The sequence below is a fragment of the Cognaticolwellia aestuarii genome, from assembly GCF_002000025.1.
In the GTDB taxonomy this organism is placed as follows: domain Bacteria; phylum Pseudomonadota; class Gammaproteobacteria; order Enterobacterales; family Alteromonadaceae; genus Cognaticolwellia; species Cognaticolwellia aestuarii.
On the sequence record NZ_MUZV01000005.1, the window covers coordinates 15,626 to 34,390 of the forward strand.

General features: G+C 37.4%; 7 protein-coding genes, 6 tRNA genes and 1 pseudogene. 3 read left to right on the plus strand and 11 right to left on the minus strand.

Annotated elements, in window-relative coordinates; all coding sequences use genetic code 11:
• Nucleotides 1-7: 7 nt before the first annotated feature.
• From B0169_RS08750 to alaS, 9 genes are all read right to left on the minus strand, one after another.
• Entirely contained in the window at nt 8-283 is a 276-nt protein-coding gene (locus tag B0169_RS08750) for an OadG family transporter subunit (protein WP_077285860.1), read from the minus strand.
• A gap of 565 nt (nt 284-848) precedes the next feature.
• A tRNA-Arg gene (locus B0169_RS08755) sits at nt 849-925 on the minus strand.
• 437 nt (nt 926-1,362) lie between these two features.
• A tRNA-Ser gene (locus B0169_RS08760) sits at nt 1,363-1,454 on the minus strand.
• 74 nt (nt 1,455-1,528) lie between these two features.
• Nucleotides 1,529-1,605, minus strand: a tRNA-Arg gene (locus tag B0169_RS08765).
• Between the two features lie 339 nt (nt 1,606-1,944).
• Nucleotides 1,945-2,021: transfer RNA gene (locus B0169_RS08770), tRNA-Arg, on the minus strand.
• Nucleotides 2,022-2,130: 109 nt separating this feature from the next.
• Nucleotides 2,131-2,207 (minus strand) — tRNA-Arg (locus tag B0169_RS08775).
• 144 nt (nt 2,208-2,351) lie between these two features.
• Nucleotides 2,352-2,443 (minus strand) — tRNA-Ser (locus tag B0169_RS08780).
• A 204-nt stretch (nt 2,444-2,647) separates the two neighbouring features.
• Entirely contained in the window at nt 2,648-2,845 is a 198-nt protein-coding gene (gene csrA / locus B0169_RS08785) for a carbon storage regulator CsrA (protein WP_077285603.1), read from the minus strand.
• A 933-nt stretch (nt 2,846-3,778) separates the two neighbouring features.
• Nucleotides 3,779-6,403 carry an alanine--tRNA ligase gene (gene alaS, locus B0169_RS08790; RefSeq protein ID WP_077285604.1) on the minus strand — a complete coding sequence of 875 codons (2,625 nt, stop codon included), beginning with the start codon at nt 6,401-6,403 and terminating at the stop codon, nt 3,779-3,781.
• 817 nt (nt 6,404-7,220) lie between these two features.
• Between alaS and B0169_RS08795 the strand changes: the two genes are divergently transcribed.
• Together B0169_RS08795 and B0169_RS08800 are read left to right on the plus strand one after the other, a co-directional pair.
• Nucleotides 7,221-10,727 carry a hypothetical protein gene (locus B0169_RS08795; RefSeq protein ID WP_077285605.1) on the plus strand — a complete coding sequence of 1,169 codons (3,507 nt, stop codon included), beginning with the start codon at nt 7,221-7,223 and terminating at the stop codon, nt 10,725-10,727.
• 404 nt (nt 10,728-11,131) lie between these two features.
• The gene (locus tag B0169_RS08800; RefSeq protein ID WP_077285606.1) at nt 11,132-12,814 is read left to right on the plus strand and encodes an SUMF1/EgtB/PvdO family nonheme iron enzyme; all 1,683 of its coding nucleotides are present in this window, start codon (nt 11,132-11,134) and stop codon (nt 12,812-12,814) included.
• A gap of 166 nt (nt 12,815-12,980) precedes the next feature.
• Here the strand turns inward: B0169_RS08800 and B0169_RS08805 are convergent, their stop codons facing one another.
• Nucleotides 12,981-14,822, minus strand: coding sequence for a winged helix-turn-helix domain-containing protein (locus B0169_RS08805; RefSeq protein ID WP_077285607.1), 1,842 nt, complete (start codon nt 14,820-14,822; stop codon nt 12,981-12,983).
• A 360-nt stretch (nt 14,823-15,182) separates the two neighbouring features.
• On the opposite strand from B0169_RS08805, the pseudogene B0169_RS08810 reads away from it, so the two are divergent.
• Nucleotides 15,183-15,563, plus strand: a pseudogene (locus tag B0169_RS08810) (transposase); the annotation flags it as partial.
• A gap of 42 nt (nt 15,564-15,605) precedes the next feature.
• On the opposite strand, the gene B0169_RS08815 reads toward B0169_RS08810, so the two are convergent.
• Nucleotides 15,606-18,491, minus strand: coding sequence for an insulinase family protein (locus B0169_RS08815; protein ID WP_077285608.1), 2,886 nt, complete (start codon nt 18,489-18,491; stop codon nt 15,606-15,608).
• Between the last annotated feature and the right edge of the window lie 274 nt (nt 18,492-18,765).

Sequence of the window (18,765 nt, forward strand, 5' to 3'; positions counted from 1 at the left end):
TTATATCCTATTTCTTTGTAGAGTGTTGTTGGCGATATTGAGTGACAGCAGATGATATTGCTGCGACGACTGCCGGTGATACACCGGCATTACCCTCTTGTTTTTTATTATTTCGTTTATTTGTAGCTCTACTTTCGACAATGGCATCTGGGTATTTTTTCGCCAACCTAACTAGCACAACATTGATAAAAACAATCAATAAACCTAAAAAGGCAAAAACAAAGACCATTCCGGCTAGCATTAAAGTACCTGCTTCAATAAATAACTCTTGAAGATTTTCCATTTTTTTACTCTCAAGCAATTTTATATAATTAGAATAATCACTCCAATAAGTAAAATGCAAACACATTTTTACAATTTGATTAAAATAAAGCGATGTCAAGCCAAGATAGTTCAAAAAAACAACAAAAAGCAATAATATTTCATCATCTTTTTATACAAAATGATATATCAAAACGATTGTATACAATATCAAACTCATGAATAACGGGTATTAGAAAGAAAAAAAAGGTCATAATATACAATATACTATATTTAAAAAGTTATCCAAGTAGTCAACTTAAATCACCTAAGCAGTGAGCTAAAAACAAAGTTACGTTTTTAAACTTCATTAAATGGCAAGCAAATTATTAACACTGCTATTAGTGCTGAAATAAGCCTTTACATGCTTATTTGCATTCTCTACATAGGCAAGTTTCAGCCGTCTTCGCAAATAGGCATAATTTGTAATTTGGATAGTTATACGGTGATAGATATTTTACTTAAGAGATCAGCTAAAGCTTCTAAAAGAAGTATACCCCGATATTTTAGGCGAAAAAAAACCAGTCATTAGACTGGTTTTCTTAATGTGGCGGACGCGGCAGGAGTCGAACCTGCGACCGCCTGGTTCGTAGCCAGGTACTCTATCCAGCTGAGCTACGCGTCCGCAATAAACTGTTTTTTTAATATCTCATGCTTAGGAGATAGCGAACATGGTTCGTAGCCATTAACGTTAGATAAACTATCCAACTAGTCTACGTATTCGCAATAAACTGTTTTTTTAATATCTCATGCTTAGGAGATAGCGAACATGGTTCGTAGCCATTAACGTTAGATAAACTATCCAACTAGTCTACGTATTCGCAATAAACTGTTTTTTAATATCCCATGTTTAGGAGATAGCGAATATGGTTCGTAGCCATTAACGTTAGATAAACTATCCAACTAGCTTACACACTCGCAATAAACTGTTTATTTATATCTCTAAGTTTAAGAGATAGTGAACTAAACAATATTCAATTAGGTAGACAACCTAGTTAATATTATATCCATTCACATGAACTATTTCATTATCGTTGTTCCTACGATGCCAATCTAAAAGAATGGCGGAGAGGGAGGGATTCGAACCCTCGATCCGGGATAAACCAGATACTCCCTTAGCAGGGGAGCGCCTTCGGCCACTCGGCCACCTCTCCAATATGGCTAACTTACCTTTACAGGCAAATCTTAAAGCGAAAAAAAACCAGCCGTTAGACTGGTTTTCTTAATGTGGCGGACGCGGCAGGAGTCGAACCTGCGACCGCCTGGTTCGTAGCCAGGTACTCTATCCAGCTGAGCTACGCGTCCGCAATAAACTGTTTTTTAATATCTCATGTTTAGGAGATATCGAACATGGTTCGTAGCCATTAACGTTAGATAATCTATCCAACTAGTCTACGTATTCGCAATAAACTGTTTTTTAATATCTCATGTTTAGGAGATAGCGAACATTGTTCGTAGCCATTAACGTTAGATAATCTATCCAACTAGTCTACGTATTCGCAATAAACTGTTTTTTAATATCTCATGTTTAGGAGATAGCGAATTATACTCTTGAAAGTATAAGCCAGATTACTTTAATAACTTCCCTTTAAAGGCAAATATTAAAGCGAAAAAAAACCAGCCGTTAGACTGGTTTTCTCAATGTGGCGGACGCGGCAGGAGTCGAACCTGCGACCGCCTGGTTCGTAGCCAGGTACTCTATCCAGCTGAGCTACGCGTCCGCAATAAACTGTTTTTTTACATCTCATGTTTAGGAGATGTTATTTATATTTATTTTTTATTAGCTTTAATATTAGCTACTCTTTTAATATTTAGCCACCTAAAGAAAAGTGGCGGACGCGGCAGGAGTCGAACCTGCGACCGCCTGGTTCGTAGCCAGGTACTCTATCCAGCTGAGCTACGCGTCCTTAACAAACTTTTTATTTATATCTCTAAGTCCAAGAGATAGCGAACTAAATAATATTCACTTAGGTAGACAACCTAGTTAATATTACATCCATTCACATGAACTATTTCATTATCGTTGTTCCTACGATGCCAATCTAAAAGAATGGCGGAGAGGGAGGGATTCGAACCCTCGATCCGGGATAAACCAGATACTCCCTTAGCAGGGGAGCGCCTTCGGCCACTCGGCCACCTCTCCAATGGGTGCGAATAATAAGGGATTATAAAAATAAGTCAAACTTTTTTCGGCATTTTTTTCTATTTTTTGACTGTTTGCTGAGAATTCAAACAACACGCTCATTTTTCAAACATTAATATGCAAAAAAGCCTAATAATTGTCAGAATAAGTTTTATCGCGAAATCAAAAAAGCCGACAAATGTCGGCTTTAATTATGAGAAGCAATTAAAATTTATTGCCTGAGGATTCCCCCTCACCTTTTTCTGATTGTATTCTCATATAGATTTCTTCTCGATGAACCGACACTTCTTTTGGTGCATTAACACCAATACGTACTTGATTGCCTTTCACCCCTAACACTGTCACTGTGACGTCGTCTCCGATCATCAACGTTTCACCAACTCGGCGAGTTAATATTAACATCCTAATTTCCTTTATGTTTAAAAACGATATCCACTAAATATATATAAGCTAGTAACAAATTAAATTTAGTCTAATTTTTGCAAAAGTGCACTAAAGTTGATAATAAGTATCTAAAATACTTATCAAACATTGAAGCGTCCATCGACAATGTCGAATTATCAGTGTTTAACAGAAAACTTATAAAAGCTATAGCAGGGCACAATTGCAACCATTAGCGCTCATTTTAACAACCTTGATGAAACAATAAACACTATATTGGTAGTTTTTTTGTAAATTTAGGTAAATTTTTAGTAAACACCAGAAATAACAACATTATCGTTACAGCCCATTAACAAAAGACCCTAAAGTTAGAAAAAAAATTCTCTTATAGTTTAAATTTTTTAGTACTTAACCTGAACTCTGGATAATGAGCACTTGATATTCAAGTGAATCAAAAGCTTAGGTGGCCAAGTAAATGCTATAGCAAGGTGAACATCACTAATAGATAACATCAATGCTTCATTTTATGCCCTTCCAAGGCAAAACGTTTATGAATTGCGAGCTATTTATCGACGTTTTAACGCAGGTAATGGCTTAAAAGGGAGCATTGAGCAAGTGCTACTTATCCAGCAGTTCAGGCTACTTAATATTTCATATTAAACATCGCGCTATTAGATTTGCAGTGATACTACAGACAGTATTAGTTGAGAAAAGGCTGTTGAGAAAGGTTTACTTTTATTTACGCTCTTGTGCATCCATGCGCCCGCGTTATACCGTACTTCCTGTACATATACGCTCTTGCGCATCCATTCGCCCGCGTTATACCGTACTTCCTGTACATATACACTCTTGCGCATCCATGCGCCCGCGTTATACCGTACTTCCTGTACATAAAAAAAGGGGCTTAAAGCCCCTTAATCAATTTCAACTTATATAACATTATAAGGTAAGTGTTTAGCTCAACTTATCTGTTAACCAGCTTTGTGCTGCTTTTAAAGCTGCTTCAATATTTTCTGGCTCACTACCACCGGCTTGAGCCATGTCAGGACGACCACCACCTTTACCGCCAACTTCTTGTGCTGCAACATTGACTAATTCGCCAGATTTTACACGACCAATAAGATCTTTTGTTACACCAGCAATTAAGCTCACTTTGTTGTCATTCGCTGTTGCCAACAAAATAATGCCTGAGCCCATTTTATTTTTCAGGTCATCAACCATACCACGCAGAGATTTAGCTTCAACACCGTCTAAATTAGCAATAAGTGCCTTCACACCATGGTATTCAACAGCTTGGCTCACTAAATCAGATCCTGCTTGGCTCGCCAGTTTCTGTTTAAACTGGGCGAGTTCTTTCTCTAACTCTTTATTGCGCAATATAACTTGTTCAACTTTGCCGGTTACATTTACCGGATCCGTTTTAACTAATGCAGCAATAGTATTTAACGTTTCTTCTTGGGCAGCAAAGTAATTTAATGCCGCTTCACCTGTTACCGCTTCTATGCGACGCACACCAGCAGCAATACCTGACTCAGAAACAATTTTAAACAATCCGATATCACCCGTTCGATCAACATGTACACCACCACAAAGCTCAGTTGAAAACTCACCTAAAGTGACAACGCGCACTTCATCGTCATACTTTTCACCGAACAATGCCATAGCGCCTTTTTCTTTCGCTTCGTCAATTGGCATTAATTGCGTTTCGCGCGCTAAATTACTGCGAATTTGCTCATTAACGATACGCTCAATAGTCGTTAACTCTTCTCGTGTAACGCCTTCAAAATGAGAGAAATCAAAACGTAACTTTTCAGCATCACACAATGACCCCTTCTGTGTAACATGCTCACCTAGCACTTTACGAAGTGTTGCATGCAGAATGTGGGTAGCAGTATGGTTTTTAACAATAGCCGCTCTACGTTCAGTGTTAATTTCAGCTTTAACACGACGATTTAAGCCTATCGTGTGATGTGCAATCCCTTTATGTGCAAAAGCGTGGCCTAGTTTAAAAGTATCTGTTACTTCAAACATGCCGTCATCGATATGTAACATACCGCTGTCACCAACTTGTCCACCAGATTCAGCATAAAATGGCGTTTTATCAAGTACAACAATACCCGCTTCGCCAGCATTTAGCTCAACAACAGACGCATCGTTATTAAAAAGCTCAATAACGGTAGATGACATTTCACTACGCGTGTAACCTTTAAATTCAGTACGATGATCAGATTTAATAGTGTCGTTATAATCCGTACCAAATTGACTCGCTTTCTGGGCACGAATGCGCTGTTGAGCCATGGCAGCATTAAAGCCATCAAGATCAATGCTTAATTGACGTTCGCGGGCAATATCAGCGGTTAAATCTGCTGGAAAACCATAGGTATCATAGAGCTTAAACACGTCATCACCGGCAATAGTATCGCCTTTAAGTTCAGCCAAAATATCTTCAAGTAACGCCATGCCGCGATCTAATGTACGACCAAATTGCTCTTCTTCAATACGCAAGATTTTTTCAATAATGGCTTGTTGCTGAATAAGTTCAGGATATGCTTGTCCCATTTGTTCAGCTAGAGAGGCAACTAACTTATGAAAGAAAAATGATTTTGCTTCTAATTTATGTCCATGACGAATAGCACGACGAATAATGCGGCGTAAAACATAGCCACGACCTTCATTCGACGGCATAACACCATCAGTGATCAAGAAACTACATGAACGAATATGATCAGCAATAACACGTAATGACTTATGCGCTAAGTCATCACATTCAAGCAATTTAGCGGTATCACGAATTAGGCCTTGGAAAATATCAATTTCATAGTTGCTATGAACACCTTGCATGATAGCGGCAATGCGCTCTAATCCCATGCCCGTATCTACTGAGGGCTTAGGTAAGGGTTCCATCGTGCCATCGGCATGACGGTTATATTGCATGAAAACAATGTTCCAAATTTCAATGAAACGATCACCATCTTCATCAGGTGAGCCAGGAGGACCACCAAAAATATCTTCACCATGATCATAAAAGATTTCTGAACATGGGCCACATGGTCCGGTATCACCCATTGACCAAAAGTTATCAGATTCATACTTTTTATCTGCTGACTTATCACCAATACGAATAATTTTATCCGCCGGTACGCCAATATCATTCAACCAATAGTTATAGGCTTCTTCATCAGTTTCATAAATAGTCACTAAAAGCTTTTCTTTAGGTAAGGCTAATACTGTGGTTAAAAATTCCCAAGCATAATGAATAGCTTCTTTTTTAAAGTAGTCACCAAAACTGAAGTTACCTAACATTTCGAAAAAAGTATGGTGGCGTGCTGTGTAGCCAACGTTTTCTAAATCATTATGTTTACCGCCGGCACGAACACAACGTTGTGCTGATGTCGCTCGTGTGTAACTACGAGTATCACCACCAAGAAAGACATCTTTAAACGGTACCATGCCCGCATTGGTAAATAGTAATGTCGCATCGTTGCCAGGAACAAGAGAGCTACTTGCAACAATTTGGTGCTGCTTAGAAGCATAAAAATCTAAAAATGCCTGACGCAATTGGGCACTAGTTTCAATCATTTGAATTTCCAACTTTTCGAAAAATTAATTCTGTTTAAGCGTTTAATAGTGTCATGATTTCGTTGATAGAGAAACCACGTTATTGCATAAAGCGCACACTTCTGGCTTTATTTTCTGATCATTTATTAGGGACGCACCAAAGCGCTTATTATACGCAAGCTCGACTTAAAGATACCAATGTATTTGAGCATTTATTGTTAATTTTTATACTCTATTGTCATAAACTACCCCTTATTTAAATTCATTTTTGGCTCTGCAGTAAACATTGACTGATGCAATTGTCCAACTTAAGGCGCTTTTTCAAGGTACTTTTGCTTAAAGCGTTTTAGATAAATTATTTCTAAGCGGCGCATACATTCATAATCTACTCAGTGCTTAAGTTGATATACATACACGTTTGTAATGATTACTTTTAGCGGCTTTGCATGAGCTAAAGACTTTCCATAGTAAATAACCTGAACTCTGGATAAATAGTAGCTAACTGACTAAAAGTAACTCTTAGCGTTGAAATGTTTAGTTAAGGTAGTGTGACTTTAAGAGGAGTGCTGCTTAAAGCGATAATTTATATAAAAATGTTACTATTTCGGTTGAGTCTTACTCTTTGCAGTAGCATGGCAATAATATGTTCAGTGATTGATTAATGACGATAAGTTTTACATTATGTTAATAATCGCGCAAAATAAATGCATACTATTAAAGTCATGAATGAGTCGACCTTACAGCAGTTGTAATCAGCCTATTCATCAATATCGTTAATATTAACTTACAGTCATAAATAAAAGCTAAGCTCTAGCTATTAATAAAAACAGGGATCTGTATGAAAGGACAAATTAAAAACATGCGTTTAGTATGGCTAATTTTATTTAGTTCACTATTTTTACAAGCATGTGGTGGTTCAAGTGATAAAACGCCAACATTTAACATTAATGCATCACTTTCATCGATAGCATTTACCAATGAATTTTTGCAAGATGAAGGCCACACTATTTCCGTAGATGTTACCTTTGATGGCAGTGGTTTATTGCTTGGTTTTGCCCCTACAGCAAGTCCCGTAGCTTGGTTAAATTACCGTATTGAAAACCTAACCAGTAACACCGCTACCATTCATATTGATATTGTCAATGCCGATAGAATTAACCCAGATCTTTACGGTACTACCCTCAGATTATCGAGTGGTGATCCCGCGACAACAAATTTTGCCCATGCTGATATTAATGTTTCACTACTGATTTGGCAGGCACTAACTTTTGATGATACTTTTGGTGTACAAAGCATTGCCACGAAAACAATTAACCTCAGTTCAAATGCCGATAACCTTACCTTAGCCACTTCTGTGCCTTGGTTAAGTGTTGATAAAAGCTTTGCCGACGGTATAACAACCATAACCGCTACCCCAAACCTTAGCGAGCTCACTGAAGCTAACTTATATACTGGCACTATAGATATAACAACTCCGTTAGGCACCACCCAATATCCCGTTGAATTAAGTTTAGATAACATACATTTATTTGCTGATAAAGCGACTGTTGCCTTAGCTGAAATGGGTAATATTAGTAACAGCCAAACAACAATTAACATCAACTCAAATAGTATTTTGCCTTGGGGATGGCAAGCCAGCACTGACGCAAGTTGGTTAACATTAACAGCTGATCCACAAAACAATCAATTAACCATCAGTGCTGACAGTACAACTTTAGCGAATAACAGTACAACAATTGCCGAAATCACCTTAACCGGTGACGATACAACGAGCGCAATAGCACAGAGCATTCAAGTCAGTTTTTACAAGTCAGATGCAAATACTGAAAACAATACGGTTGAAGTTGTAGCTAATAGTAATAGCAGCGAAAACACCAGTGGCGTAGTCATTAACCCGTTACTACCTCAATATTACGTTGCCACTAACAACGAGCTTCGCAGTTACCACTTATATACCAATGAGCTGCTATCAACGACAGTTATCGCGCCGGCAGAAACATTATTAGAGCAACTCATTATTCATCCTGATGCCACTATTATGTTAGCTAAGGCTGTCGAAACCACAGTAATTGACGAAGACACCAGTGAAACAGTCACACACAGATATCAAATTAATTTAGCTGACATGAGCTTTGTTGAGTTAGCTGAGACCGATATCATCAGCGAACCAGTCAAGTTTGTCCGTATTGACGGTCGCTACTTCGTTGCAACCGCTATTTTAGAATATGCAAATGAGAATCTAAACCGCGTTGGCTTTGATAGCACGAATGCCTTTTTTGCTCGAGCATTCAATATTGCACAACAAACGCAAGCATTATTCGCACTAGATACCAGTAATGACATCATGTCGATAAAGCGCATCAACTTCAAAGTAAACGATTTTGGCCGTAATCCAATTAGCAGTGAAATTAGTCATACTTACCGCCCCGAGCTTTTAGGTGACAATGACCAAATTAACGACTTTTATGTTACCGCTGATGAAAAAAATATCTATGCTATCAGCCCAACCAGTGAATGGATTAGCTTTGACGGTACAACATTTACCGATAATGGCGTATTAAATAGTGACGATACACTAACAAATTTGGCCCTTGCTCATAGCGCTAATGATCGCCCTCACTACGTTAGGTTTGAAGATGGTGTTGGCTTTAAAGTTGATGTATACAATGAACAGCAAAGCATAGCGAATAGTATTGAATTAGGGCAAAATCAGCCAACTAATATGTTCATTGCTAATGGCGATAGCCGAGCAGTACTCACATCAACAAGTGCTAACACCGTCAGTGTCATCAACTTAAGTCAATTTTCTACTTCCGCGCAGCAACTTGCTTTCACAACAAGTTTTGGCAACAGCACTATAGCGCAGCAAGAACTTACACTAATGAATATTGGTGCAGGTTGGCAAGCAACAGCAACTGCGCCTTGGTTAATATTAACCCAACAAAGTGATGAAAATGGCGATAGTGTTTTAATTGATATCGACCGTAGCTTAATAGCCGGTTGGGGCTTAATGACAGCAAGTATTGCAATTTATGATCCCGTAACTGACACCACAAGAGTTATTTTAGTTGAACTAGCGGTTGATGCTATCAGATTAAGTAGCAACTACCCTGCCCTTGCCTTTAACAGCTTAGCGACAGAACAAACGTTAGTTCATACGGTTGATATTATGACCAACAGTGAAGCCAACATAGCTTGGCAAGCAAGTACAAATGTAAACTGGTTATCGCTGTCTGCTGATAACATTAACAACACACTTACTATCACTGGATTGCCAGCCAATATAACGACAGACGGTGTTCATAATGCAGTGATCACCTTATCGCCTACCACCGCGGGCTCAGCATTATCAGGCAGCATTAATGTTACATTTAACAAAGGCTCAAGTGATGCTATTGATGTTGATATAGAAAATATTAGCTTTAATACCTCAGGGATTGTTTTAGATCCTATGCGCCCTTACGTATACATAGCTAATGGCGACAGTTTGAGCACTTACCATGTTGTTTCTGGTGCCTTAATTAACACAACGGCTTCACCTGTAGCTGGAGTAGATTTAACTAATTTAGTTATTCACCCTGATGGCTCTATGCTTTTAGCATCGAATAGTGAAACTTACCTTGATGAAGATGAAGTGGAGCAAACTCGCGTTAACCACTACCAGTTTGATTTAGCTGATTATCAATTTAGTCAAATCAACAGCGACGATATCACTATAGAGTTTCGCCCACTGATGATAAAAATGATCGCGGGTGCTCCTGTTGTTATCACCCAAACACTTGAGTATGCCGATCTCAACTTAGTTCGCCAATACTGGGATCAAGAAAATGCTTTTTTTGCATCAACAGCTGCCCAAGCAAATAGTACCGATATGTATATGGTTTATAATCAATCAGCAACATCACTTGAACGCTTTACCCTAGCGTACAACGCTTATGCTAGTGAAATGGTCTCAGTAACCAATGAACCTGCTTATAGCAACGTAGCTTTTACTAACTTATCTAACTTTGCTATTAGTCATGACGGTAATACTATATATACTGCAAATAATGTTAGCGAATGGGCAAGCTTCAATGGCAGCACTTATACTGATAACGCGCTACTGCAAGGTAATGCAAACGTACAAACGTTTAACACCAGCACTGATACTGATGATAATAGTTACTTCTATCGCTTTGATCCGACGTTAGGTATTACTTACAGTAAGTATAACAATGCCCAAGTCGAACTATGGTCTGAGGTTATTAGCAATGCCACAGCCCAAAGTTACTTAATGCCGGCTTATCAGCGCGTGCTTATTTATGATGCTAGCACAACAACATTAAGACTACGCTCGCATCAGTAATTCCGGCTAACAATTTATCACACGTATTACTGGCGCCATGAAAAAAACCGCATGATTGCGGTTTTTTTATTTTTGATTTCAAGTCTTTGCTGTAAATAACCAACTAATTTGAATAACCAGTTAATTTAAACAAACCATTCACCCAACACTTAATAAGATACTTCCCACTCTGTACTAGCACCTCGTATCAGCATATTTCAGCTCCTGCTCTAAACAAATAGCACCTCTCTTTGTTTAGAAAGATATTTCAACAAAAAAAATAACCTATTACAATTCAATCACTTAAAGTTAAATAAGGGGTTGATAATCTAGTTTTTTTCTATTTTTACTCATATTTAGATTTTTAATAAGATTTTACTGACTGATGCTTTCATTATTACGCTCTCATTAAAAAGGAAAGCTAAATGAAATTGAACAAGCTAAGTAAACTAAACAAACTAATAACCCCGCTATTGTTATCAGCAAGTAGTAGTACTGTACTTTATGCAAACGAGAATAGCAGTGAATTAATTGAGCCTATTATGGTTACCCTTCCCGCCGGTAGCTTTCAAATGGGCGATATCAATGAAGCAGATGCCCAACCTATACATACCGTTACCTTAAGTGAATTTAGCTTAGGCAAATATGAAGTCACCGTAAAAGAGTTTCGTCATTTTATAGAAGAAACGGGTTATAACATGCCTGCTCAATGTATCCATCAACTCAATGGCTGGTTTAATTACGGTAAAACTGACGGTACATGGGAAAACAATAATCTTAATACCAGTGACTTTCAACCGGTAAACTGTATAGGCTGGCAAGCGGCTACGGCTTATACCCAATGGCTAGCAAAAGAAACCGGACGCCCTTATCGTTTACCAAGTGAGGCTGAGTGGGAATATGCCGCTAGAGCAGGCACAAGCAGTAAATATTATTTTGGTAACGATCCTGAGCAAACCCTAGTTTGTGACTATGAAAATACTGCTGATTTAACCGGTGAAAATATTTTACAACGCGATAGCGGTACCAGTTATGTTAACTTTTTTAATGGTAAATCAAACTGCATTGACCACTCAGCTTATGCAAGTATTGTTGGCATGTATAAGCCTAATCCTTTTGGCCTGCACGATATGGTTAGTAATGTGGTTGAGTTTATCGCTGATTGTTATAAGGATGATTATAACAATGCCAATAGTAATGGTCAGCCATGGATTGATGACGTTTGTGAGTTTCGAGTATCTCGAGGCGGCAGCTGGCATTGGAATACATTCTCAGTTAGCCAAAGAGGTGTCATGCGTGAAGACTTTGTCGGTGCAGTTGAGGGCTTTCGAATAGCACTTGATGGCGCAAGCCCTGCTAAATCGAGTAACACTAAAAAATTTATCAAGCAGCTAAAAACAGCGCAACGAAGCGAAAAGTTAAGACGCGATGCTATGCCGCCATATCCCAACAAGGTAACAAACTTAACATTAAATCAAAAAGATGGTCTTGTTATCTTAAACTGGGACAAGAGCCCGCAAACCGACATTGAAAGCTATCGTATCTATAGAAATGCCGCTACGGGCAGTACATTTAAATTATTAGCGTCAAACATAGTTGAAACAACGTTTAAAGATGCCAATATCGATAGTCATCAATATGAATATACCGTAGTGGCGGTTAGGTATCACCAGCAAAGTGATTACAGCAATACAGTAAAAACTCAAGCTTCATGGGTGTATGCTCCTGGCAGAGTGGAAGCAGAAGCCGCAGCTGAACTTACTGATTCTAGCGTAGGAAGAACCTCTGATATTGATGGTAAGTTTAATTTAACGGGGCCTGTAGGTATTGGTGATAAAGCGATAATAGACTATCAACTTGAAGTTACACAATCAGGCCATTATAACCTTAGCTACCGCGTGGCAGCTCCACGAGACACCAAAGGCTTTGTGGTTTTAGTCAATAATAAAGAATTAAGCATTGAAAAAATAACAAATACTGGTGGTTATAATGAATGGCAAACGCAAACAGGTGCAAAAATCTACCTTGAAAAAGGTCAGCATAAACTTACTTTGCAATCACTCGATAATAACTGGAAGCTAAACTGGCTGAGCCTTAAACAGAAATAATAGCAGTAGCATGTGAAATTAATGTGAGTGCAAGTTAGCATATAAGTGACAATACAAAGTATAGGCAGCGATTATGCTGCCTAATTAATTATGCTAATGCCGAGATGAATTACCGCATAATTGACTATCGAAATTACAGCTTTAATTAATCAACTTTAGCGCAATGTTATATTTTCAGTGCCAACAATTTTTCAGCATTATTACGCCGCCAATAGGCAGTTGATTTTTTATCAATATATTGAAAATAAAAATCATAATTTACTTGCGTGCTTTTTGTGCTGCACATAAGTAAAGCCATGTCTAAACTAAGCGTAATATTACCGGCCAGCTCTGCTTGTTCAAAGGTGCGCTGGGCATAACTAACAAATGCTTCCTCATTTTGTTGTGCTTGCGCTAACAAGGTTTTCAAGTATGAGTTTTGGGCGTTATCTTTAGTGACACCACTGATAAGCGCTTGAGCTTCTGTAAGCCGGTTTTCACTTATATAGTACTCCATCAGTTGTTGGCGACTATTTTGTGCCGCCCAAAAATCAGGTGTTAACGCGGCAAGTGCTAATACTTGTTTATAATGAGGTGCTTTGTCTTTAGGGCTTTTAGCAAAAATAGCATAATGATATGGCACTATCGCAAAATGATAACTCGGTAATTGGTAAGCTTTCATCTTATTTTCGGCTTGTCTTAAATAAAGGTATTTATCATCTTCTTGATGATTCTTATAGGCTAATACAGATAAGTAAGTCAAAGCACTTAACTCGCGTTGCTTATCTTGAGCATCAAAAGCCAACTGTGCAGATTTAAGTAAACTAGCTTTAATCGCTTGATAATCAGCCTGATTATGATCTATCCAAGACTGTGCGAACCAAGCATCTGCTTGCCGAGTTAAATCGTTGATATTTTTAAATTGCACGATAGCACTGTCGAGCTTGTTGGCGCTTAATTCAAATAGCGCTTTACGCGTTAAAACCTCACTTTGAAAGAGTAATGCATTGCCAACATATTGTTCGTTGTTTAGTTCAACTGAGGTGTTTTCCAGTTTATTCGCCATCACCATGGCTTTATCGAGTTCACCAAGCATTATATAAGTACTGATCAGCTGGCTAAGAATAATAACATCATTCGGTGCTTGTTGATGAGCAATCGACAAGTTTGCTTGTTTCAGCTCTGGGGCTTGCACTTTATTTAGCAGATCATAAATAACACTCTGTTGTAAATGCAATTGTAGTTGGTTTAAAACCGCTTGTTGATCTTCGCCTGATATTTGCCCTTGCCACTCTGAAAAAGGGCCCTTTAATATAAAATCAAGGTACGTTTTTTTATTATAGCGTCGAATAAAACCAGATAAAACTAAGGGGTGTGCTTCGGCTAATAGAGGGTATTGCAACTCCACTGAAGCCTGAAAATTTTCTGCATTTAACTGAGGTAACTCGGTAAAATCAAAGTGTTCATTATCATCAAGTCTGACAAACTTCGCTTCATGTTGATTGCTTATCGGGACATAGGCGATACTAATAACAGCGCTTTTCTCTTTTTGAGGGTGTAAAGCCATTAAATTAATCACAGCAATAATAAAGATCATCAAACTGGCTAACGCAATGATCAGCCGGTAGTTTTTAATTTTTGCTTTTACTGAAAGATTGACTTGTTGAGGGGCAATATTTGCACTTATAACGCTTTGAACACTTTCAGGACTTCTAGCATTTCTAGTGTCAACGTGAATTGCATCAACATTAAGTTGCCACTGATAACCTCGTTTTGAAAAGGTTTTAATGGCCTGATTACCAAAAAGACTTCTTAAATGGCTAATATTTTGAAAGACAGCTTGTTCCGATACCACTTTATCTTGCCAAACATGAGATAAAATATCTTCTTTACTAAAAACATTATCAGGTTGCTCAATAAGTAGCTTGAGTACTTTGGCTTCATTGTGTCGAATAGCCAATGCCTGACCATTTTTTTTAAGTACTAAACTTGTACTATCAAATTCAAATTCATTAAATCTATAACGCATTGTTTTTATTAGAATAGCTCTTCTCGTTATTTGTTGCACTCATATCTTAACGTATTAGCTGATAAAGAGTAGAAGTTTGTCAAAAGTAGAGTAAAAAGAAATTACAATGACTTCTATATACCCAGGCCACTTGAAGATACAAGATTAGGCAAGTCGAGAAAAGATTAGCACAAAACATTGATTGCAACCGAAACCATGGATGGTGAAGGAAAATCGAAGCAGGATGCCAGAGCCTAAAATGGTTTGGGTATACATGGCATCGAGTGGTGACAGGCAAAATTTAGATATGGCACTCACCCTAAAATGAAAATAACGGCGAAAGTGCATAAGTCATATTTTTCAATTTAGGCTGAGTGTCCTCTTAATTGTCCTTATCAATCAGTCACTGAAGATGAAGCTCTGTTGTCGCTCGACCAATTTGAGCATCGATGGGATAGTAAATACCCGAGCACCTCTCGCTCATGGCGAAGTAACTGGCAAAACGTCAGCACGTTATTTAACTACCCTGACGATATACGCAAAGCGATTTATTCCACGAATGCGATAGAGTCACTGAACAGCGTTATTCGTAAGGCGATTAAAAAACGTAAGTTATTTCCACATGATGATTCAGCGAAGAAAGTTATCTATTTGGCGATTGAGCAAGCGTCGAAAAAATGGACGATGCCGATAAGAAATTGGAAAACGGCCTTGAATCGATTTATGATTGAATTCGAAGACCGTTTGAAAGATGTTATTTAAACCTGGCAGTTACACAAAATGTGTTACAGGGTCATCATAACTTTATTTTTGATAATCAACCTTTTTAGCAACCGTTGAAGCATCTTGAATAACTATTTGATTGGCTAACGTTGCGAAAGGCTTATCTTGATATTTAGTGCCACGTAACTGCACATTTACTCGTGCAGCATTAGGGTTAGCCAATGTAGCTTTATAGAAATTTTTAATATCAGTTAAACTAACGCTTTTTACTTGCTCAATTAATTTAGCTTTTGAGTCATAGTTCCAGTTCTCTTTCTCCCAATCCGAAAACATAGGTGAAATTTCTTGATATAAATTTTTAGGCGCTTGTGTAAGACTCACTAAAACGCCATCTTTAATTTTATCAAAGCTCTCTTGCGTTAAAGCATCAAGCAATACTTTATATTCAACATTAAATCTATCGAAGCGCGCTTGTGCTGCCGTTAAACCTAAAACTGGTGACTGTATATAAAGTCCAATACCTGCGTAGTTATCCATCGCCATATCAGTAGCACCTACCGCATAACCAAGTTGCTCTTCAGTACGTAATTGATTAGAAGCTTCAAAAGTAAAGTGATTAGCTAACACTTTTGCTGTCGCAAGTGAGCGGTACCCTGCTTTCGCATGAAAATGCACATCAAGTAAAGCAATATCTGCTGCAGCAATATCTTGTTGATAGCTTAATACTTGCCCTGATTTTGGTTTCAAATACACGTCTTTAGCATAACTTGTGGTTTTTTTATCCGCGCCTAAAGCCTTACTAACAAGTACTGCTACTTGCTTTAAATCTTTTTGACTGTAATTACCAAAAGCAAAAACTCTTGGTTGGTTGTTTTTAGTTACTTGAGCAACGACTTTATTAAAATCAGCTAACGTCATGACCTTAGCCGCTTCAATTAATGCGCTATTTTCAAATTGATCTTTCTTAATAATTTTAGCGAAAGCACCACCAATTTGACGAACAGCAAACTGCTTTTGAATGTTAGAAATAGCGCGCATATAACGATCTTTTGCTTGTAAGAAACTTTGCTCATCAATATTTGGCGCCAAATCTGTTAATAAACTATTTAATAACGTACTTTGTTTGTCAGTAAAACCATCAACAAATAATGTCATGCCCTTACCTGCTGAGGCCTTAGTACTAATACCTGCAGCTTGCGCTTCAGACATTAACAAGCTTTGCTTTAAATTATAAACGTCTTGCCAAATAGCTAATGCTACTTGCGTATTTATATTAGCAATGGCTTCACCGCTATTAATATCAACTTTGATAATACCTTTAGGCTGTTCTGCAAATAATTGGCTCGGGTAATGCCAAACTTTCACACCATTATGCTCAACTTTTAATTCAGGTTTTTGTTGATTTGAATTTTGTGGTTTTATATCGAAATTTTCAGGTAATAAGCGATTCACTAACGGTAAAGAAAGCTCTGTAGTTACCTTGTTTTTCCAACTCGCTATTTCATCAGCGCCAATATCTTCAATACGATATTCACCTTTATAAAAGTGTTGTTTTTCAGTTACTTTTTCATTTTTACTCACATACCAAATACGTAATGTTTCTGGCGTTAATTGACTGAGTACATTTTCAATAGCTTGTGCATCGAATTGCCCATAATAATATGGAGCGTTAATGGCATAATTAGTTGAATAATTTTGCATACCATTAACTAAACTAGCGACATAGTTAAATTCATCACCTTTTTCTAAAAAGCGGAATTCGTTATCTAAAGCTGTTTTTATTTCTTTATAGTATTTTTCATCAACACCTTGCGCTTTTATTAGGTCAATGTATTGCATAATCATAGCGACTATTTCATCACGATTTGCCATGCCATCATCTGTTAAATCTAATGTAATACTTAATTCACCATAATTACCGTAATGATTGGCAGAAGCGCCGGCATTTAATGAACTTATCCAACCTTTAGCTTTTAAAATTTGTGCTGGTGTACCCGGCATATCTGAACCAAGCAAATATGAAATAAAATGATTAGGTTTAACGGTAAACTGACTCATATTATTAGCAATGGTAAAGTCTAATTTTAGTTGCTTAATATCTTGATTCGGTTTGAAATAAACTTTTTTACTGCCTACTTTAGTAAAGTCTAGTGTTTGTTTAATTTCTGGTTTTTCAATATTTTTATCAATTATACTACTAAAGTGCTTAGTCGCTAAGGCTTCCATTTCGTCTAATGGTAAGTTACTGACCATTGAAACTTTCATAATATTTGATGAATAGTATTTATTGTAAAAGTCGACAGTTTCTTTATGTAAGTTACTATTTTCTTTGTCAGATAGCGTTTCTAAATTACCAATTAAAAATCGGTTAGCTGCATGCTCGCCCATCATGCTACGTGACAATTTAAATTGTGCAAAAAAGTCTAACTCACCACGCATAGACCACTCAGCATTAACCGCATTACGTTCTTTGTCTGTATATTCAGGATAAAGCTTTGGCGATTTGAAAAAGTCAGAAAACCTATCAAGGGTTTCATCAAAAGCGTTATTATTCACTTTAAACATATAGTTGGTATAAGTTAACCATGTTGAGGCATTTAAAGTTCCGCCATTCTCTTTAAGAAACTCAGAATACTCGCTGGTTCCAGGGTATTTTTCAGTACCCAAAAATAATAAGTGCTCAAGATAATGCGCTAAACCTTGTTGCTCTATAGGATCTTGTAATAAGCCAACACCAATATTTAATGCTGCTGCTGATTTTTTAGTTGTAGGATCTGAAACCAAAATCACTTCAATGTTATTACTTAACTTAACGGTACGATAATCGCGTTGATCATTAGGGCTTACTGCAAGGCTTGTTAATGGAGCTAACACTGTAGTTGCTGCATTATTTTGTGTAGAAGGTGTTTGAGAACACGCTGTCATCATAACAAGCGCAATAGCACTTAGTGTGAATGTTTTTTTCATTTTTTTCCCTTTAAATTCGAATAGTTCAAGCTAACTATAATATTGCGATTTATCTTACTACTTACTAATTTTTTGTTAGCTTGAATAATTCGATTAATTATAATTATGCTAACAACCGCTATTTTAACAAAGGAATTGGCTAAGTCGCTTACCAAAGCATTAGGATTATATTTATTACAAAACAAAAACATAACCAACTGAAAATAAACAATAAAAAAACCAACAAAATAAAAACTCTCAACACAAACAGAATATAAGCAAACCTTATCAAAAG

What these genes read in the sequence shown, in the direction of transcription:
- B0169_RS08750 (WP_077285860.1), bottom strand. Translation starts at nt 283, where the DNA reads ATGGAAAATCTTCAAGAGTTATTTATTGAAGCAGGTACTTTAATGCTA.
- csrA (WP_077285603.1), bottom strand. Translation starts at nt 2,845, where the DNA reads ATGTTAATATTAACTCGCCGAGTTGGTGAAACGTTGATGATCGGAGAC.
- alaS (WP_077285604.1), bottom strand. Translation starts at nt 6,403, where the DNA reads ATGATTGAAACTAGTGCCCAATTGCGTCAGGCATTTTTAGATTTTTAT.
- B0169_RS08795 (WP_077285605.1), top strand. Translation starts at nt 7,221, where the DNA reads ATGAAAGGACAAATTAAAAACATGCGTTTAGTATGGCTAATTTTATTT.
- B0169_RS08800 (WP_077285606.1), top strand. Translation starts at nt 11,132, where the DNA reads ATGAAATTGAACAAGCTAAGTAAACTAAACAAACTAATAACCCCGCTA.
- B0169_RS08805 (WP_077285607.1), bottom strand. Translation starts at nt 14,822, where the DNA reads ATGCGTTATAGATTTAATGAATTTGAATTTGATAGTACAAGTTTAGTA.
- B0169_RS08815 (WP_077285608.1), bottom strand. Translation starts at nt 18,491, where the DNA reads ATGAAAAAAACATTCACACTAAGTGCTATTGCGCTTGTTATGATGACA.